This window comes from Superficieibacter sp. BNK-5 (genome assembly GCF_047456055.1).
Lineage (GTDB): Bacteria > Pseudomonadota > Gammaproteobacteria > Enterobacterales > Enterobacteriaceae > Superficieibacter.
In genome coordinates this window covers 2,779,404-2,799,003 of the sequence record NZ_CP179893.1, presented here as the reverse complement: position 1 = coordinate 2,799,003, position 19,600 = coordinate 2,779,404, and the positions used below count along the sequence as shown (strand labels likewise).

17 protein-coding genes are annotated in these 19,600 nt (G+C 55.7%); 4 read left to right on the top strand and 13 right to left on the bottom strand.

From position 1 onward, the window contains the following. Positions 1-151: 151 nt before the first annotated feature. Positions 152-916 carry an SDR family NAD(P)-dependent oxidoreductase gene (locus tag ACMGGS_RS13440; RefSeq protein WP_414163074.1) on the top strand — a complete coding sequence of 255 codons (765 nt, stop codon included), beginning with the start codon at positions 152-154 and terminating at the stop codon, positions 914-916. A gap of 34 nt (positions 917-950) precedes the next feature. On the opposite strand, the gene ACMGGS_RS13435 is transcribed toward ACMGGS_RS13440, so the two are convergent. Genes ACMGGS_RS13435 through ACMGGS_RS13420 form a run of 4 tightly spaced genes read right to left on the bottom strand, consistent with a single transcriptional unit; the run spans position 951 to position 3,923 of the window. After that, complete coding sequence (locus tag ACMGGS_RS13435; RefSeq protein WP_414163073.1) at positions 951-1,712, bottom strand: amino acid ABC transporter ATP-binding protein; 762 nt, start codon at positions 1,710-1,712, stop codon at positions 951-953. Continuing rightward, positions 1,705-2,370 (bottom strand): amino acid ABC transporter permease, encoded by a 666-nt coding sequence (locus ACMGGS_RS13430; protein WP_414163072.1) that lies wholly within the window; start codon positions 2,368-2,370, stop codon positions 1,705-1,707. The genes ACMGGS_RS13435 and ACMGGS_RS13430 overlap by 8 nt, the downstream gene beginning before the upstream one ends. Positions 2,371-2,384: 14 nt before the next feature. After that, positions 2,385-3,026, bottom strand: coding sequence for an amino acid ABC transporter permease (locus tag ACMGGS_RS13425; protein WP_414163071.1), 642 nt, complete (start codon positions 3,024-3,026; stop codon positions 2,385-2,387). A 45-nt stretch (positions 3,027-3,071) separates the two neighbouring features. Beyond that, on the bottom strand, positions 3,072-3,923 hold the full coding sequence (locus ACMGGS_RS13420) for a transporter substrate-binding domain-containing protein (protein WP_414163070.1): 852 nt from the start codon (positions 3,921-3,923) through the stop codon (positions 3,072-3,074). A gap of 225 nt (positions 3,924-4,148) precedes the next feature. Between ACMGGS_RS13420 and ACMGGS_RS13415 the strand changes: the two genes are divergently transcribed. Beyond that, on the top strand, positions 4,149-5,615 hold the full coding sequence (locus ACMGGS_RS13415) for a PLP-dependent aminotransferase family protein (RefSeq protein WP_414163069.1): 1,467 nt from the start codon (positions 4,149-4,151) through the stop codon (positions 5,613-5,615). 109 nt (positions 5,616-5,724) lie between these two features. On the opposite strand, the gene fhuE is transcribed toward ACMGGS_RS13415, so the two are convergent. The 8 genes from fhuE to ACMGGS_RS13375 form a co-directional block, all read right to left on the bottom strand. Next, positions 5,725-7,899, bottom strand: coding sequence for a ferric-rhodotorulic acid/ferric-coprogen receptor FhuE (fhuE, locus tag ACMGGS_RS13410; protein WP_414163068.1), 2,175 nt, complete (start codon positions 7,897-7,899; stop codon positions 5,725-5,727). A 144-nt stretch (positions 7,900-8,043) separates the two neighbouring features. After that, positions 8,044-9,324: a Zn-dependent hydrolase gene (locus ACMGGS_RS13405; RefSeq protein WP_414163067.1), complete on the bottom strand. Its 1,281-nt coding sequence runs from the start codon at positions 9,322-9,324 to the stop codon at positions 8,044-8,046. Continuing rightward, on the bottom strand, positions 9,314-10,498 hold the full coding sequence (locus ACMGGS_RS13400) for an amidase (RefSeq protein WP_414166270.1): 1,185 nt from the start codon (positions 10,496-10,498) through the stop codon (positions 9,314-9,316). Before ACMGGS_RS13400 ends, ACMGGS_RS13405 begins: the two co-directional genes overlap by 11 nt. Before the next feature lie 16 nt (positions 10,499-10,514). After that, the gene (locus ACMGGS_RS13395; protein ID WP_414163066.1) at positions 10,515-11,525 is read right to left on the bottom strand and encodes an ABC transporter ATP-binding protein; all 1,011 of its coding nucleotides are present in this window, start codon (positions 11,523-11,525) and stop codon (positions 10,515-10,517) included. Beyond that, positions 11,515-12,558 (bottom strand): ABC transporter ATP-binding protein, encoded by a 1,044-nt coding sequence (locus ACMGGS_RS13390; protein WP_414163065.1) that lies wholly within the window; start codon positions 12,556-12,558, stop codon positions 11,515-11,517. The genes ACMGGS_RS13395 and ACMGGS_RS13390 overlap by 11 nt, the downstream gene beginning before the upstream one ends. A 3-nt stretch (positions 12,559-12,561) precedes the next feature. After that, positions 12,562-13,455 (bottom strand): ABC transporter permease, encoded by an 894-nt coding sequence (locus ACMGGS_RS13385; protein ID WP_414166269.1) that lies wholly within the window; start codon positions 13,453-13,455, stop codon positions 12,562-12,564. 2 nt (positions 13,456-13,457) lie between these two features. Beyond that, a complete protein-coding gene (locus ACMGGS_RS13380) occupies positions 13,458-14,411 on the bottom strand; it encodes an ABC transporter permease (RefSeq protein ID WP_176917545.1) in 954 nt (317 codons plus the stop codon). Positions 14,412-14,429: 18 nt separating this feature from the next. After that, on the bottom strand, positions 14,430-16,088 hold the full coding sequence (locus ACMGGS_RS13375; protein WP_414163064.1) for an ABC transporter substrate-binding protein: 1,659 nt from the start codon (positions 16,086-16,088) through the stop codon (positions 14,430-14,432). Between the two features lie 447 nt (positions 16,089-16,535). On the opposite strand from ACMGGS_RS13375, the gene ACMGGS_RS13370 reads away from it, so the two are divergent. Together ACMGGS_RS13370 and ACMGGS_RS13365 are read left to right on the top strand one after the other, a co-directional pair. Continuing rightward, positions 16,536-17,654, top strand: a complete 1,119-nt coding sequence (locus ACMGGS_RS13370) for a YbdK family carboxylate-amine ligase (protein ID WP_414163063.1) — start codon at positions 16,536-16,538, stop codon at positions 17,652-17,654. Positions 17,655-17,715: 61 nt separating this feature from the next. Further along, a complete protein-coding gene (locus tag ACMGGS_RS13365; protein WP_176917541.1) occupies positions 17,716-17,964 on the top strand; it encodes a DUF1158 family protein in 249 nt (82 codons plus the stop codon). On the opposite strand, the gene ACMGGS_RS13360 is transcribed toward ACMGGS_RS13365, so the two are convergent. Further along, positions 17,863-19,518, bottom strand: coding sequence for an alpha/beta hydrolase-fold protein (locus tag ACMGGS_RS13360; protein ID WP_414163062.1), 1,656 nt, complete (start codon positions 19,516-19,518; stop codon positions 17,863-17,865). The two genes, ACMGGS_RS13365 and ACMGGS_RS13360, sit on opposite strands and share 102 nt — an antisense overlap. Between the last annotated feature and the right edge of the window lie 82 nt (positions 19,519-19,600).

Genomic DNA, 19,600 nt, shown 5'->3' with positions numbered 1-19,600 from the left:
TGCATCATCTGCCGCCGGACCATCACGAGGTAGTGCCAGTTTTGTTAAAAAGGTGTGACACCTGTGTCACATCGCTGAAGGCAGTCTGTCCCTGTTCTGACTTGATCGTGATTTTTATAGTAAAGACTGGCTACCAATATGGGAGAAGATAATGTCTGCAAATAAAGTGGTGCTGATTACCGGCGCAACATCCGGCTTTGGGGAAGCGGCGGCGCAGGTTTTTGCCGCGGCGGGCTGGTCGCTGATCGTGTGCGGCAGACGTCTATCACGTCTGGAAATGCTTAAAGAGAAGCTGGCGCAGCAGGTACCAGTGCATATTATTGAAATGGACGTCCGCGACAGCGCGGCGGTGAAACAGGCGATCGATGCCCTGCCTGCGGACTTTGCCGACATCACCACCCTTATCAATAATGCCGGGCTGGCACTGGCTCCCCAGCCTGCTCAGCAGGTAGAACTTGAGGACTGGCAAACGATGATTGACACCAACGTCAGCGGGCTGGTCAATGTGACGCACGCGGTGCTGCCCGCACTGCTGCGCCACGGTGCAGGGGCGACGATGATTAATATAGGTTCGATTGCCGGACAGTGGCCTTATCCCGGCAGTCACGTTTACGGGGCCAGTAAAGCTTTTGTGAAACAGTTCAGCTATAACCTGCGCTGTGATTTGCTGGGCACGGGCGTGCGGGTAACCGATCTGGCTCCCGGTATCGCTGAAACCGAATTTACACTGGTGCGTACCAAAGGCGACCGTGCCGCCTCAGACACGCTTTATCGTGGTACCACGCCGCTGAGCGCACAGGATATCGCCGAACAGATGTTTTATATTGCCACGCTGCCGGACCATATGAATATTAATCGCATTGAGGTCATGCCGGTACGCCAGGCCTGGCAGCCTTTTGCTATCGATCGCGACTGAGTTTTTCGCCCTCTCACCACGAGAGGGCTGGCTATTAGCGGCTGTTCTGCAAAAATCGTCTTACTCGTTCTGAATCCGGCCGGTTGAAGAATTTTTCTGGCGGCGCTTTTTCAATTAATAATCCCTTCTCCAGAAACACCACTTCATCCGACACCTGGCGGGCGAAGTCCATCTCGTGCGTCACCACCACCATGGTATACCCCTCTGCGGCCAGCGCTTTCATCACCCCCAGCACTTCATTGACCAGTTCCGGATCGAGCGCCGAGGTCGGCTCATCAAAGAGGATCACTTCCGGCGACATCGCCAGCGAGCGGGCGATCGCCACCCGTTGTTTTTGCCCGCCGGAAAGGGTGATCGGATAGGCGTCGGCTTTGTGCATCATGCCCACCTTTTCCAGTTGATGACGGGCGATGTCGCTGGCTTCGGCGCGTTTCATGCCTTTAACGTGAAGCAGCGCTTCGCTGACGTTTTGTTGCACCGTCAGATGCGGCCACAGATTAAAGCTCTGGAACACCATCCCGACTCGCTCGCGGATGCGCGACAGTTCGCGATGCGACATCTTTTTGCCCGAGGCTTCATCCACCCCGATACGCTGACCACTGATGCGGATCTCGCCGCGATCCGGCTGCTCAAGCCAGTTCATACAACGCAGCAGCGTTGACTTACCCGATCCTGACGACCCCAGAATACTGACCACCGTCCCCTTTGCTACCGTCAAATTAATGTCGCGCAACACTTCAATATTATCGAACTGCTTAGAGACATTTTTTACACTCACCGCTGTAGTATCAGGCATGCGTTAATCCTCTTCTGGCGCCATAAACACTTAACCGCTTAATCAGTAATTCCAGTAGAATGCTAATCCCCCAGTAGAGCGCGATGGCAACAATAAAGGCATTAAACGGAATAAACCAGGTCGCCTGCACGCTATTAGCGGCTGCGGTAATTTCCTGCACGGTAATAATCGACAGAAAGGCGGTGTCTTTCAGGCAGATAATAAGCTGATTACCCATCAGCGGCAGTGCCGATGAAAAGATGTTGGGTAAAATAATCCGGCGGAAGGTTTTATAGCGGGAAAAGCCCTGCGAGGTTGCCGCTTCGATATAACCACCAGAAAATAGCCGCCGCTGGCTGCGGAGGATCTCAAAGAAGTAGGCTCCGTGATAAATAATCAGCGCCAGTAACCCGGCGGTCCAGGGTTCAAGGCTGATATCTATTTCAGGCAATCCGTAATAGAGCAGATATGCCAGGATCAGAAAGGGAATGGCCCGCATTAAACTGACAAACGCAATAATTAGTCGGTTAATCACGTTATTCTGATATTCCATTAAGTAACACAGAATGATGCCGATCATCAGCCCTACGACAGCAGCAATAATAAACAACTCCAGTGTCGCCAGCAGGCCGTTAACAAAACTTTCACGCGCACTCCAGATAATCGCCCATTGATTCATATCTCCTCCCGTCATTAACGCGCCAGACGTTTGGCTTTCCGCTCCGCCAATCCCTGAAGGCGCAGCAGCAGGCCAATAATAATGATGTAAAGCAACGCCGCCGCCAGAATGGGCGACAGCGGCTCGTAGGTCACGGATGAGATCCGATTCGTCACGCGGGTTAAATCCACCACCCCAATCACTGCAATCGCCGGGCTGCCCTTAATTAAAAAGGACATTTCATTAACCAGCGCAGGTAAACTTTCAATCCACATTTGCGGCAGCATAATATGGCGGAACCATGTCCAGCGCCGCATCCCCACCGATTCCGCTGCCTCGCGCTGCTCGCGGGGAAAATTGCGAAACGCGTTGCGCCAAATCTCAGCATTAAACGCAGAGGTGTTCAGGGTTAACGCGACGATGGCGGCAACGGTTTTATCAAGATTAATTCCCACCGTCGGCAACGACAGGAAGAGAAACAGCACCAGCGTCACCAGCGGTGTCGCTCGCGCAAGGCTGATATAGACCACCAGCAATTGATCGATGACCGGCAATTTCATCATACGGACAACGGCAATAAACAGCCCAATAACCACGCCACACAAAATCGCCAGCCCCGAGATCCAAAGGGTAGTCCATGCGCCCTCAATCAATAATTGCCACGCCATTACGTCCATCTTGCCCTCCCTTTTTCACGGGCGGCGGTTGCCCGCCGCACGATATTACAGACCCGCTAATTTGTGGAATTGATCGGCACTGGTAATCGGCTCGGTCGGCAGATTGTCGTAGGTTTCGCCAAACCATTTTTTCTGCAACTCGGCCAGTCGACCGGTTTCGCGCAGGTGATCCATAAATTTAGTCATATAAGCCAGTAATTCCGGTGAGTTTTTGGGGATTGGCCAGGCCATATAGCCCGGACCGGATACCGCCAGACCTTTGGCAAACACTTTCGGTTTGGCTTTCACCAGATCGTTCACCGAGATCACCACGTTAATCACATAATCCAGACGCTTATTGGCTAAATCAGCATAGGCTTCCGGATAAGAGGGATATTCCACCACCGGACCCAGCTTGCCGCCGGTTTTTTCCACCATGGCCTTCAGTTCCGGCAGTCGCGCCAGCAGTGCACTCCCCGCCTGCAAACCAACCTTTTTGCCGTTCAAGGCGGCAATGGTATTTAAGGAGTCGTCGCCCGCACGCTTGACAAAATAGTGCTGCGCGGAGGCCCATGGCGGGGTGAAATTAAATACATTCAGGCGTTCGTCAGTAATCACCGCGCCGGTAAGCGCCATATCATATTGCCCGGTAGAGACCGCCGCTAATAAGCCGGTCCACGGCAGAATGCTTTGATCGACGTTGAATTTGGCATATTTGCGTAATTCTTCGAGCATATCTTTATTAAAACCGTCGGTCTGGCCGTTGGTCATAAAATTAAACGGCGCGTAATCATCCTCCGTCGCCACTTTCAGGGTGCCTGATTTTTCTATTTCCGGTAAATCAGCAGCAATAGCGTGACAGGAAAACGCCATCGTCACCGCCGCTGCCAGATAATATGCGCCCAATAATTTTTTCATTTCCCCGCCCTCTGTTGCGTTGCCTGAAACGCGGTAGTCATTGCTGATGCGCTGCAAATTGCATGCCGATATCAGCGACCCACACGTCGGTTAAATTCGTTTTTACTGTAGGGAGCCTTTTTGCAATCTGAATAGAGCCAGTTGCGTTAAACGCGTGTGTCAGTGCTTTTCAGGCTGGTACGGAATTTGCTGGATTACTAACAGGCAGATTTTGAGGAGGACACCATGATCCGACACCTGATGCATGTGGAATTTGACCGGCAGCGCGGTTTGCAGGAGCAGGTCCGCGAATCCCTCATAAGCGCGATCCTGAGCGGCCTGTTTCCGCCAGACAGCCCGCTTCCCTCCTGCCGCCAGCTCGCCAGCCAGCTTCATGTTTCACGTAACACCACGGCGCTGGTCTTCGAGGGTCTGGTGAGTGAAGGTTATCTGATCAGCCGTCCGCGCAGCGGCTATTATCTGCATCCGGATTACCACCAGACATCACCTTCTACGGCCCAGGATCTGCTCATCCATGATGAAACTGCACCATCCTGGAGCACCAGGATGAAAATCACACCCAGTCAGCAGGAGTCGATTCTGAAACCGGCTGGCTGGATGAACTATCGCTATCCCTTTATTTATGGTCAGCCGGACACCCGGCAATTTCCGATCGCCAGCTGGCGTGCCACGGCTAACTGGCTGCACGGCGGAGTTCGCGACCCGGCGTGGGTGGTCGATCATATCGATCAGGACGTGCCGATGTTGATTGAGCAGATCCGTACCCGCGTGCTGCCTAAACGCGGTATCGCCGCCTCGCCGGATGAAATCCTGATTACCCTCGGTTCACAAAATGCGCTCTATCTGCTGACCCGTCTGCTGATGAACCGGGGAACGCGAGTGGCGGTGGAAGATCCGGGATTTCGCGAGGCCATTAATACGTTCCTGTTGAGCGAAACGGCCATCGTGCCGCATCCGCTGGACAACGAGGGTATAAAGCTTAACGATGCCGCCGCCTGCGATTATTACTACGTGACGCCCGGCCATCAGGTGCCGACCGGCGTTACCATGAGCCAGGCGCGCCGTCAGCAGTTGCTGGCCCATGCCGTTCGCCATGACGCGGTGATTATTGAAGATGATTATGATTCGGAGAGTAACTTTACCCTTAACCCGCTACCTGCATTGAAAGCCAGCGACCGCAGCGGACGGGTAATTTACGTCAGCAGCCTGTCAAAAGCACTATCGCCAGGGCTGCGGCTGGGTTTTATGGTCGCCGATCCGGATTTGATTGATGAAGCCCGCGCGCTGCGCCGCCTGATGTACCGCCATCCGCCAACCAATATTCAGTATCAGATGGCGTATTTTCTGGCGCAGGGCCACTACGAAACGCATCTGCGACGCTATCATGACGATTCTGCCCGCCGCTGGGACCGCCTGCATGACGCATTACGCACATCGCTACCGGAGTGCAACATGATGCCTGGTAGCGAACATGCTAATGCCTTCTGGCTGAGCACGCCGGAGCACATCAGTACCCGGCAGCTCACCTGGCGCGCGGCGCATGCGGGCGTGCTGATTGAGCCGGGCGCCCGTCATTTTCTCGGCGACGCACCGCCGGATCACTTTTTCCGCATGGGCTTTCACGCGATTGATCCGCAGGCAATTGCGCCAGGGGTAGACGTGTTGAAGGGACAGTTAATGCAGATGGGGTAATGGTTATCGCCGTTTGAGATTCGGGCGCTGTGATTGCTCCTCCTTTGCCATCACAAAAGGAGGAGCTCGTCAGATTACATGCTTACTTCAGCGCGTATAGTGGTCAACATCAGAAGCGATAACCCACGCTTACGGAGTAATTCAGCGGCTCGCCATAAACCACGCCGCTGCCGAAACTGGAGTAATATTCGCGATCAAACAGATTTTTGACGTTTGCCTGAACCGACAGGTTCTTATTAACCTCGTAACGGGCGAACAGATTTGCCAGCGGATAGCTACTCTGATACACCCGTTCTTTTACCCCGGACGGGCCAGTCGCATCTTTATACGTGCGGTTTTGCCAGTTCACGCCGCCGCCAACGGTCAGTTCCGGCATGACCGGCAGGTTATAGCTGGTAAATAATTTCAGGTCGGTTTGCGGCAACTGCGGGTTGGTACGTGATCCGCTGGCATCTTTGGCGACATAGCGTGTGGCGCCGAATGTCAGGTTAAGGTTATCAGTGACCGCGCCATTAATTTCAAAATCCACACCGCGACTGACGACGCCTTTGGCTGCCACGTAAGCCTGTTCGCTGCTGTTATTAACGTAGTTGTCGCTATCGGCTTGCCCCAGATTTTCCTGCTCAATACGGAAAATCGAGAGCGTCGTGGTTAGCCGGCCATTGTACCAGTCTGACTTAATCCCGGCCTCGTAATCCCGTCCGGTAACGGGCTTGAGATAGTTGCCCTGTCGATCGCGATAAGTTTGCGGCTGGAAGATGGCGGTGTAGCTCAGGAACGCCGAGTAATTTTCATTGATGTCGTAAACCAGCCCGCCGTAGGGCGTCAGGTTATTTTTATCCATATTGGCCGAGGTGCCATTAGAACTGTATTGCGTATAACGAGCGCCAAGAATAAGCGAAAGCGGATCGGCCAGCGAGAAGCGAGCCGCCGTGTAACCGGCCTTCTGACGGATAGTATCTTCTGATGACAGCCCCCAGGCTGGCCAGTCCGGCTCAGCAATATTGCCGTCAAAGTTGACCATGTTACCCATGGCGGCGGGAGATAGCATTGACGATGAGTAGAGATAGCGGTTTCGCTGGCGGCTGTAATCGGCCCCGACCACTAATTCATGCTGGCGGCCCAGCAGGTTAAACGGCCCGGTGGCATACGCATCGACTGCGGTCTGGGTACGTAAGCCTTTATACCATCCGGCAAAGCCATAACCGCCCGCTGCCAGAATGCCGGTAGTTCGATCCGGGAAACCGCTGGGATAAAACAGCTTACTGTCAAAATCCGTCTCGGTGTGCGTCCCGTTCAGACGCGTCTGCCAGCCATTAGCAAAGTGGGTCGTCAGGTTAGCAAAGACTTTACGGGACAGGACATTGTAATGGGTCCAGTCGGGCGCCAGGCTTTCACTGTGATCGTAATGAGTGCGGTTGCCGTTGGAGTACCAGGCGGGCAGACCGCCCCAGGTTGCACCGTCGGTATCGCGCGACTGGTAATCATAGCCGAGGTCCAGAATGGTATTATCGGTGACATCGGCCTGTACCGTGGCATAAAGGAATTTTTTGCTTTTATGGTAGCGATCCATCCAGCTATCACCGTCCTGATAGCCGGTGACCACGCGGCCGCGCAGCGTTCCGGCATCATTTAACGGACCGGAAAGATCGGCCACGTAACGCTGCGTATCCCAGCTACCGTAGCTGGCAGAAAGGTTTCCGGAAAACGTTTTACTGTCGGCTTTCTTACGCACAAAATTGATAGCCGCGCCGGGGTTACCCGTCCCGGTCATGAGTCCCGCTGAACCACGCACAATATCGACCTGCTGATAAATAGCGGCGTCGCTGTCGGTTTCACCAAAGTTCCATGCGCCATATTGCGTGACGGGAATATCATCCCAGGTAAAATTGTTAATGTAAAAACCACGGGAGAAATAATCGAAACGCTCGGAATCATTTTGCGCGGAAGAAATCCCGGTGGCGTTACTCAGAATATCTTTAACATCGCGCAGATCCTGATCTTTCATTCTTTCTTCAGTCACGACGCTGACCGACTGAGGAATATCCCGCTGCGTCAGGTTGAGTTTCGTGCCGGCGCGGGTGGCGGGTACGGTGTAAGATTTTGCCTCCTCTGCGGCACTGCTCTGTGTCGCGCCGACCACGATGGTTTCTTCCGCGACGGCGGTGGCGGCATACAGCGAACTGCAAATGCACAGCGCCATCAGTGAAAACGAAAAGCGGTTTATGTCCCCGGAGGTAAAGTTAGCCGTCCGGGGCGGTGTAATTTTATGATGCAAAGCCATCTGTTAACCCCATTAGTATTGTTATGTTGTCAGCGATCTCAGGCGGAGATCGCTGACGAAAACGCGCGCAACAATACTAAATGCAAATGATTTAGATTTCTATTCTCAATTAAGTGGGGTTAATTGATTCACGTCAGTAATATGTTATTCCTCGCTGACCACCACTTTTGCGTATTCCATCATCACCTTCAGCAGCACATTTGCCCCGGCAGTGACATGCTCCGGCGAGGCATATTCAATCTCGTTATGGCTGATGCCGTCCTTACACGGAATAAAGATCATCCCGGTGGGGGCAAGATAGCTCATATAAACCGCGTCATGGCCCGCACCAGAGACAATGGGACGAGACGGATAGCCCAGTTGATCTGCCGCCCTGCTAATGGCTGCCTGACAGTCAGGATGAAACGGTGCGGCAGGATAGTGGCTCACTTCTTCCAGCGTAATGGTCATCCCGGTCTCCTGGCTTACCGTATTGATATACTCCCGCAGCGCGCCATCCATCTTCGCCACCTCATCGTCGCTGATGTTGCGCATGTCAATAGAGAATTTAACCTCGCCGGGCACCACGTTACGGCTGTTGGGATACACCTGTACCATGCCCACCGTCCCCCGCCCGTGCTCGCTGCGACGCGCGATAGCCACCACCTCCTGCATGACGCGCGCGGCAACCTGCATCGCGTCCTGGCGCAGGTGCATCGGCGTCGGCCCGGCGTGCGACTCCTGCCCGGTGACGATGCAGTCGTACCAGCGGATCCCCAGTACGCCCTGCACCACGCCGATAATTTTTTCTTCCTCTTCGAGGATCGGCCCCTGCTCAATATGCGCCTCAAAATACGCGCCAATCGGGTGATCGCCCGGCGTCTGGGTGCCAAGATAGCCAATGTTCTTCAGCTCCTCGCCCACCGTTTTACCCTCGCTATCGGTGGCCGCGTAGATGTTGTCCAGCGCAAAGACGCCGGCAAAGACGCCGGATCCCATCATCACCGGCACAAAACGCGATCCTTCTTCATTAGTCCAGAACACCACTTCAACCGGGGCTTCGGTTTCAATATGCAGATCGTTGAGCGTGCGGACGACTTCCAGCGCCGCCAGCACGCCGTAGTTACCGTCGAATTTACCGCCGGTGGGCTGGGTATCAATATGGCTGCCGGAAACAATCGGCGGCAGAGACGGGTTGCGCCCTTCGCGACGCATAAAGACGTTACCGATTTTGTCGACGGTGACGGACAGCCCCGCCGCCTTCGCCCAACGTATGACGAGATCGCGTCCCTGTCGGTCCAGATCCGTGAGCGTCAGCCGGCAACAGCCGCCTTTAGGCGTTGCGCCAATTTTTGCCAGTTCCATCAACGATGCCCAGAGTCGTTCATCGTTAATACGCGAATTTTTTATCTCTGCGGCCAGAGTGGTCAATACATCACTGCTCATCGTCTTCTCCTGAAAAAAAGGTGGTAGCCAGCGAAACCAGCAGGCGATCGCTGTTTCGGGGGCCGAGTAATGAGATACCGAGCGGAACGCCGTTGATATGGGCGGCAGGCAGCGTAACCTGCGGACGTTTCGTCAACACCGACAGCAGGAGCAAATCATGAGAAAGGCGGCGGGTGGCTTCAATTTCTTCCGCCGTGGCGCTCAGCAGTGGCGCGACATCCGGCACGGTGGGCATGACCAGAATGGCGTTGCCTAACTGGCTCTCCCACCATCCGGTAAACTGCTCGCGCAACTGACAGGCGTGTTCAAACTGCGCCGCCGTCACCGCCTTGCCCCAGAAAAAGCGTTCTCTGACGTCCGGCCCCAGTTGCAGGCCGTAGCGCTCAATCGTCTGCCCTTGCGATTGCCACGCTTCATAGCCCTGGATTTGCCTGAAGGCCATATAGACGTCGTCGAGGGGCGGCAGCACCCCGGCGATCGCTGTTATGTCACCAAACGTCTCACCCAGACGTTGCATCACTGGCTGGAGTGCCTGCTGGCTATGTGCGGGAAGGCGATCAAACAGAGCATGATGACAGGCCAGTTGTATTGCCGCGGGCGGATGAGGATCGTCCCCCAGCAGGCTGTCGGCCACGGCACTGAATACCTCAGGCGTGCGGGCGAAGAAACCGCAGGTATCCATCGTGGCGCACAGCGGCTGGCAGCCCGCCAGCGAAATACGGCCGTGCGTCGGGCGCAGGCCAAACAGGCCGCAGTAGCTGGCGGGCGTGCGTACCGAACCGCCAGTATCCGTCCCGAGCGCAAAATCACACACGCCGTTGGACACTGCCGACGCGGAACCCGATGACGAGCCGCCGGGGATACGGTCGTGTGCAGCTCCGTTGCGCGGCGTGCCATAGTGAATGTTATGCCCGCTCATCGAATACGCCAGTTCGCTGGTGTGCGTCTTGCCGATAAACCGCGCGCCGTGATTCAGTAACGTTTGCACCACCGGCGCGTTTACGGTTTTAATTCCGGACCGCGCCAGCATATGCGGGTTGCCGCCGCCGGTGGGATACCCGGCTACGTCAAAAAGATCTTTCACCGCGAAGGTCAGCCCGGCCAGTGGCCCGCTGGACGCATGTTGTACCGGTACGAACGGGTAAGGCATAAAAGCATAATGATCGTCCTGCATGGTTTTCTCCTCGGTTTCAGGCAACAGCAATAGACGTTGTGACGGGTTCTGACAGTTCACGCCAGCGATGGCAACTGACCACATGACGTTCCCCTGCCTGTTCAGTGACAGGCTGCTGCTCGCGACACACGGGCTTCGCATGCGCACAGCGGTCAGCAAACGCGCAACCCGGCGGCAGATGGGCCAGATCCGGCGGTGAGCCGGGAATACAGTGCAGCGCCTCGCCTTTTTTCAACCCGTCTTTCGGTCGGCTGCCCAGCAGCACGCGGGTATAGGGATGACGCGGCTGGTTAAGGATTTGCGCTATCGGCGCCTCTTCTACAATTCGACCGGCGTACATTACCGCCACCCGGTCAGCAATCTCCACCGCCGCGCCGATGTCATGGGTGACAAAGATGATCGACAGGTCACGCTGTTTTTGCTGCTCGCGCAGCAGGATCAGGATCTGGATCTGCACCGTGGCATCCAGCGCGGTGGTAGGTTCATCTGCCAGCAACAGTTGGGGATTGCAGGAAAGCGCCAGCGCAATCATTGCCCGCTGACGCATCCCACCGGACATCTCGTGGGGAAACGCATCCAGACGCCGCTCAGGGCTGGGGATCCGCACCTGGCGCAGCGACTCCAGCGCCCGTGCTCTGGCTGCCTGACGTGATAATCCTTCGTGACGCCGCAGCCCTTCCTCGATCTGCTGGCCCACCGTATACACCGGATCGAAGGCCAGCAGCGGCTCCTGAAAAATCATTGCGCAGCGTGCGCCACGGTACTGGCGCAGGCGAGCCGCATTCATCGCCAGCACCGACTCGCCCCCCACCTGCAACGTACCGGAAAGAAATGAACTGGCAGGTGGATGCAAACGCATCAACGCGCGCAGCGTGACGCTCTTGCCGGATCCGGATTCGCCGATCAGCGCCATCACCTCTCCTTTTTGCACGTCAAAGGAGACGCCGTTGACGGCGTTTACCGTCTGACCATCGCGACGAAATTCGACCCGCAGATCGCGAATGTGCACCCAGGGTTCATGCGACATGGCTGACCTCCTGTACGGTAATTTCACGATGCCAGGCAGAATCCGGCTGCGCCATCAGACAGGCGCTTTGGTGCCCCTCACCAACCGTTTCCAGCCGCGGTGAGATTTGTGAACACACCGCTTTGGCATGGGTACAGCGGGTATGAAAACGGCAGCCAGAAGGCGGCGAAATCGGACTCGGCGGATCGCCTGACAGCGGCGAGACCAGGGTTCGGTGCTGCGGGTCCATCGACGGCATGGAATTTAATAGCGCACGGGTATAAGGGTGCGCGGAATCAGTGAACAATGTTTCCGCCGGGCCAATTTCCACTACCTCGCCGAGATACATCACCAGGATCCGGTCCGATAGCCAGCGCACCACGTGCAGGTCGTGGCTGATAAACACATAGGTCAGATCCAGCGTGCGTTTTAACTCCTGAAGAAGCTGAAGTACCTGCGCCTCGACCGATTTATCCAGCGCGGAGACCGCCTCATCGAGGATCATCAGACGCGGTTTCATCGCCAGCGCTCTGGCAATATTAACTCGCTGACGCTGGCCGCCGGAGAGCGCATGCGGATAGCGATGCGCAAAACGCCCCGGCTCCAGCCCGACGTGCGCAAGCAGATAATGGGCATAGGCTTTCGCCTCTTTTTGACTGACACCGTGAACGCGCTGACCGAAAGCAATGCTCTCCTCCATGGTCATCCGCGGGTTAAGCGAGGCGTAACTGTCCTGAAACACCATCTGCACCTGGCGGCGATAAGCTTTCATCGGCAGGCGCGAAGAACCAACCTCCAGACCATCAAAAATCAGCTCGCCGCGATCCTGATTGAGCAACTGCATCAGCAGACGCGCCGTCGTCGATTTACCGCAGCCTGACTCGCCGACCACGCCCAGCGTTTCGCCTTTGATCACCTCAAAGCTGACGTTATCTACGGCCCGTACCACCTCATGACCTTTACGTGCGCCCAGATGGAAATGCCTGACCAGGTTATTCACTTTCAGCAGCGGCTGCGCCGGTCCGCCGATATCGACATTGATAAAAGGTTGCATCGTTTACTCCTTAATCGCCATTGCGGCGCGCAGGCGGTCCGCCAGGATATTGAAAGAAATAGACGTGATAAAAATCATCACCCCCGGCAGCGCCGCCACCCATGGCTGGGTGTAAATCGCCGTGCGCAGCGTGTTAAGCATCAGTCCCCACTCTGGCTCGGGTGGTCTCACGCCGAGGCCGAGGAAGGAGAGGCCGGAGGCGAGGATCATGCACACGGAAATCAGGCCGGTTGAGAAAACAAAAATGGGGCCGAGTACATTACCGAGGATTTGTACGCGAATAATGGTCAGCGCGCTGGCCCCCGTGGCGCGGGCAGCCTCGATATAATCCATATGCCGGACCTGCGCGGTGACGCTCTCAGCAATGCGTGTCACCTGCGGGACAAACACCAGAGTCAGCGACAACAACGCGTTACCTACCCCGGCCCCCATTGCACCGGAAAGCGCAATTGCCAGCAGTACCGACGGAAAGGCGTAGAAAACGTCTATCGTGCGCATGATGAGGGTATTGGTCTTGCCCCCCACATAACCGGCGATAATGCCGATGGCACCGCCGATAAAAAAGGCCAGCACCACCGGGACAATGCCCATAAAGAGCGACAGGCGAGTGCCGAGGATCAGCCGTGAGAGCATATCCCGGCCCAGCTCATCCGATCCGAGCGGAAAGCCCTCTGACCCGGGTGCCTTCAGGCGCATAAACATTGACGTTTGGTAAGGATCTTTGGTGATAAGCCAGGGGCCAAACAGCGCCAGCATCAGCAGCAGCAAAATAATACTGCCGACCACAACGCCGCCCGGATCGCGCAGCAGGCGCATCATCACGCCGCGCCAGTAGCCGTGCGTCACGTTCGCGGGGGCCGCGACGGAGGCCATTTTTGTCGTAACGGTATCCACCATCATCAGCTCCTTTTAATACGCGGGTCGAGGGAGGTCTGGAGGATATCCACCAGCAGGTTGAGCAGCACAAAGAACAGCGCCAGCACCCAGATAGTGCCCTGAAGCAGCGGCAGATCGCGCTGGAAAATGGCGGTATTGAGCAGCATCCCGGTGCCGGGCCACGAGAAAACGGTCTCGACTAAAATCGAGCCGCCCATCAGATAGCCAACCTGAAGCCCCATTACCGCCAGCGCGGTGGGCGCGGCGTTTTTCACCACGTGCAGAAAGATCCGTGACTCATTGAGACCGCGGGCGCGCAGGCCAATGATGAACTCCTGACTCAGGATGTCCGCCACCTGCGAGCGCACGGTACGGGCAATAATACCGACCGGAATGACCGAGAGCGTGACGGCGGGCAGCAGCATGAACTGCAAATGCGCCCAGTCCCACTGCCAGCCGCTTTCACCAATTGGCCCACCCCCGGTGGCAGGCAAAAGCGCCATTTTCACGCTAAAGATGATCACCAGTAGCATCCCCAGCCAGTAATGCGGCACGCTAACGCCGAACACGGAGAGGATGGACGCTGCACGGTCGACCGCGCTGTTGCGAAAATAGCCCGCCACGAAACCAAACAGACTGCCGAGGACAAAGCCAATCAGCGTGGCCAGCAGCGCGAGGCGCAGCGAGTAGCTGACGGCGTTCATCACCTCATCAATCACCGGCCTGCCGGTGGCAACCGATAATCCCAGGTCGCCCTGAAGCGCCCGCCACAGCCAGTGAAAAAATTGCAGCGGCAACGGTTTATCAAAGCCATATGCCTGCATTAAGGTCTGGCGCAGGGCTTCCGAGGCATCCGGCGGCATCACCGAGACCAGCGGATCGCCGGGCGCAATTTGCACCAGCAAAAAGCAAATCACGGCGACGCCAAGCATGGTAGGAATAGCCAGTAGAACGCGATAAAAGAGCGTGCTGATCATAGGATTTCCTCGTAATGATTACTCTTTCTTACTCACCAGGCTCAGGTCGATAAACCAGCTTTGCGGCTGCACCACCCCACTCACCGCCGGGGAGATGGCACGCGGACCAACGTCATGCGCGACATACAGGAACGGCACCTGATCGACCATCGCGGCATGCAACTCGCTGGCCGCTTTATCCATCTCGGCAGGGGTAAAGGCATGTTTTACCGCCGTCGCCAGCTTTTCAGTCTCCGGCGTGGAGAAATAGCCCCAGTTAGTCGCCACCGGCGGGAACGCTTTGGCGGTGGAAAAACGCAGCATGCCGAAGTAAGGATCGTTAACGGCGGCGCTGACATTGATGGCATCTACCCCTTTCGCTGACGGATCTTTCGCGCCAAGACGCCAGTTAGTGAACAGGGTGTTCCACTCGGTGACTTTGATATCAACATTGAAGAAACAGCTTTTCAGGCTTTGCTGGATGTATTCATTCATCGGCAGCGGCTGCATCTGGCCGGATCCGGAGGCGGAGGTGGCGACCGTAACATGCAGCGGCTTGCTTTCGCTGTAGCCGGCCTCGGTCATCAGCTTGCGTGCGGCATCCGCATCGTATTTGATCTGGAAAGTGGGCTTGCCGTGCCACGGGTTATCCGCTTCATAGATGCCCGTCGCCTCGGTCATATAGCCGCCGAGATAACTTTTTAATTCAGAACGGTTGAGGCACAGGTTGGCGGCTTTACGCACGCGGATATCTTTCCACGGCGAGCCATCGACGAAGGAGAACTGCCACGGCCAGATATGCGGCTGGGTGTTGGCATAAATCTTATAGCCCTGGGCTTTAATCTGATCGACGGCATCCGGCGCGGGCGCTTCGATCCAGTCTACCTGTTTTGACAATAACGCCGCGGTACGGGCATTCGCTTCCGGTAGCGGGATCAGCACGATTTTATCTACCCGTGGGACGCGATCTTTATTCCAGTAGTCCGGGTTTTTCGCCAGGATAAGCTGCTGGCGCGGCACCAGTTTTTCCATTTTAAATGGGCCGCTACCGACCGCATGAGCGGCAAAATCGGTCCATGCCTGCTTGCTGCGTGCCGCCGTATCGCCTGTCGAGGCGGGCACCGCGTCATACATCTTTTGCCACGCCGTCGGCGAAACGATAAACAGGTTAGTGATGTTATAGGGCAGCAGCGCATCGGGTTCGGAGGTGGTCAACACGACGGTATGGTCGTCAATTTTTTCTGCGCCGGTCAGGGTCGGCATACGGGAAATCGTATTGCCAATCTGCCCTGGCGCGTATTGCGGCGCGTTCTTGTCCAGCACTTTACCGACGTTCCAGACAATCGCATCAGCGTTGACCTCCGTGCCGTCATGAAACTTTACCCCTGGACGCAGCGTGAAGATCCAGCGGCTCTGGTTTTGCGGATCAACATGCCACTCGCTAGCCAGTCCCGGCACCAGACCGCTGGGTTTCTCACCCTGCGACAGATCCCACTCCACCAGCGCATCGTAAATAGGAATACCGGTGAAACGGTTTCCTTCATAACCCTGATCCGGTTGTCCGAGCGTCAGCGGAATATCGGCGGCAGTCATCGCGATACGCAGTGTCGAGGCCTGCGCCAGTTGGATACCTGACAGCGTCATGATGCCGATAGCGGCAGCAAGATAACCTTTACGTATAAAGAAGGAATTCGTCATCGCATGGTCCCTGTTAAAATAAGTGGCGTAATTAACAGGCAAGATGCGTACCAGTTTACTTTTTGCGGAAATTAACCGGGATCAAGGGCATAAAATCAGAATAAATTATTGTTAAAGGGACGATCGTAAAAAATATATCAGTTTTCCTTATTGCAAACGTTTTCGCTGCACTAAGGATGTGAAATGGGTTGCACTATTGCACCATAAAAAAAACAGCACACTGTAATAACGCCAGTAAATTATTGTGTCAGCGTCTTATTTATTAATTAAATTAATGACAGCAAATAAATTAGTACCATTATTACACTTCATCTTATCCCTGAGTATTGAATATTGAGCGACACCGAAAGGAAAATTTTACAACATGTCAGGACGCCACACCGCGTAGCTTCATCGTCGTTTCCTCCTTCTATACTTACACAAACATCTATAAATATGAGAGTGATTATGCCCTTACCCGATTTTCATACCTCCGACCCTTTCACCCTTGGCGTTGAGCTGGAGTTACAGGTGGTGAACCCGCCGGGCTACGATCTCAGTCAGGATTCATCCACGCTGATTGATGAAGTGAAAGTCGATGTGAACGCTGGCGAAGTAAAACACGATATTACAGAAAGTATGCTGGAGATCGCGACGGGGATTTGCCGGGATATTCATCAGGTGGCGGCGGAGTTTTCGGCAATGCAACACATCATTCTGCGCGCCGCTGAAAAGCATCACCTGCAAATCTGCGGCGGCGGGACGCACCCGTTTCAGACATGGCAGCGGCAGGAGGTAAGTAAAAGCGCCCGCTATGAGCAAACGCTGGAGTATTACGGCTATCTGACTCAGCAGGCCACGGTGTTCGGCCAACATGTACACGTCGGCTGCCAGAGTGGCGATGACGCGATTTACCTGCTGCATGGCCTGTCGCGTTTTGTACCGCATTTTATCGCCCTGAATGCCGCCTCGCCGTATATTCAGGGGTCCGACAGTAAATTTGCGTCCTCGCGACTGAATATTTTTTCTTCTTTCCCGGATAACGGCCCGATGCCGTGGGTGAGTAACTGGCAGGAGTTTGAAGGGCTTTTTCGCCGCCTGAGCTATACCAGCATGATCGACAGTATTAAAGATTTGCACTGGGATATTCGCCCCAGCCCTGGCTTCGGCACGGTAGAGGTCCGGGTGATGGACACGCCGTTGACGTTAACACATGCGGTAAATACCGCCGGATTTATTCAGGCGATTGCCTGCTGGCTGTTAACGGAGCGCCCCTTCAAACATCAGGAGCGGGACTACCTGCTGTATAAATTTAACCGCTTCCAGGCGTGTCGCTATGGACTGGAAGGCGTGCTGACGGATGTACATACTGGCGAACAATGCACTATCGCCGACGATATTTCACGACTGCTTGAGCGGCTGACGCCTTTCGCAGACAAGCTGGGTGCCGCCAGCGCGCTGGCCGATATCGGCGTGATGCTTAAAGGGGGTAAAAGTGAGGCGCAGAATATGCGTGATTTTATCGCCGATGGCGGCTCGCTCATCGGGCTGGTGCAAAAGCACGCTGAAATCTGGGCGGCAGGCTAGCCGCCCCTCTTCTCAGGCTTTACAATGCGCCAGATGATTTTTAACAGAAGATTAACGGCACATGAAACATCCGCTTGAATCCCTGACCATCGCTGGCGGCATTTTGCTGCTGGCATTCTTGTCCTGCCTGCTGCTGCCAGCCCCGTCGCTCGGACTGGTACTGGCGCAGAAACTGGTCGCCGTGTTTCATCTGATGGATCTCGGCCAGCTATATACCCTGCTGTTCTGCCTGTGGTTTTTGATGCTCGGCATTATCGAGTATCTGATTATCCGTTTTATCTGGCGTCGCTGGTTTTCGCTGGCGGGTTAAACCGGTAAAGTCGCGCATTCCGGCCACCAGCGCCTCACACCAGGCAGCATAGTCATGACCGCTGGACCACGGATGGAAGCTGGCGCGATAGCCTTTATCGCGCAGCAGCCGGGCAAAATCCTCGGTATTACGATAAATACCGCCATCCGGCCCCTGGCTTTCAAAGCGTCCGGCCTGCAACCAGAAGCGAATCGGATAGCGCGGCGACTGCTGATACTGTCGCGTCAGCCAGCCCGGCGCTTCACCTTTCGGCGACCACCAGTACGAGCCAGACAAACTCAGCACATTGCCGAAGACGCGTGGATAGCGTAATGCCACCCAGGAGGATGCGAGTCCACCATAACTGGATCCTGCCAGCACCGTTTTTTGCCGCTGTACCGGGATGCCCTTCTGCCGCAGCCACGGCACCAGTTCATGCGCCATAAAATCGGCAAATGCCGGATTCGGCGGCAGTTCTTTTCCACGACGGAGGTGATCCAGACTGTCGATAAACACAATATTCACCGGCGGCACCACGTGGCGGGCGATAAGGTCGTCCATCACGCTGGCGAAACGATAATCATCCTGATACACCTGACCATCAAACAACATCAGCGTCCAGCGTGCCGGCTGCGCCACGCGCGGGCGGTAGATAATGATATCGCGCTGATTGTTGAGGGTTGGGCTGTAAAAGGATTGCCGCGTCAGCGTGCCATGCTTAACCGGCTGCATCATCCGCTGCGGCGTACAGTAGCGGGCGGGCGTCAGCGCCAGCAATGAATAACGATTCCAGCGATCGGCGCGATCGGTGGTTAACGTGGACGGATTCAGTGGATCGGCCTGAGCGCTGACCAGGATCGCCCGGCGCTGATCGCGTGCCGTTCCCTGCACCACCGGCACGTCCGGGGCCAGCTTGTACTGCATCAGCGTATCGGCAGGCACAACATAGCTGCGGAACCAGACATCGGAGTCACCAAGGCGAAAAAGCGGATCGTGATCGCCCGCAGGCGAGCCGAGAATAAACACGTTATTCCGCGCGCCGCGCCACAGGAAAGTCACCCGCTTATGGGTCGCATCGACAGGCTCGACCAGCGGCGTCCCCTGCTGGCGACGGGCCTGCCAGAATGCCTCGGTAGATCCGCCCGCCTGAAGTTCGCGAGCTAATTGCTGCAACAGTGGACTAACCGGATCGAGCACCTGCGTTCTGGCAAGGGAAGCGGTTTCTTTGATCCGCCAGCTAAAGCGCCAGCGTGTACCCTCTTCGCCATGTAACATCAGTGAGGAAGGCTGATTCAGCGGGAGAGAAAATAAGAGCGTTTGTTCACCGTCGCCCGGCTCCCCTTCCAGCAGCGTGCGCAAACGGCGGTTATTCCGATCAAGAAGACGCGCATCGGTAACGCCGCTCAACGTCGCGGAAACATAATTTTCCCCCAGCGCCGGGAGCACAAAACAAATTTCGCCGCTGGCGTCAAACTTGCCCTGCTGTTCTCCCTGCACCGACATGGAATCACAATTCGCGGCAAGCGCAGGCGTCGCGCTCAGCCCAATTAATAAACCACTCCACGCCATTTTCATTACAGCACGGTTCCCGATGAAATTTGTAACAACGCTAATGCAAATGATAACAATTTGCAATATCATTAGCGCCGTTTACGTT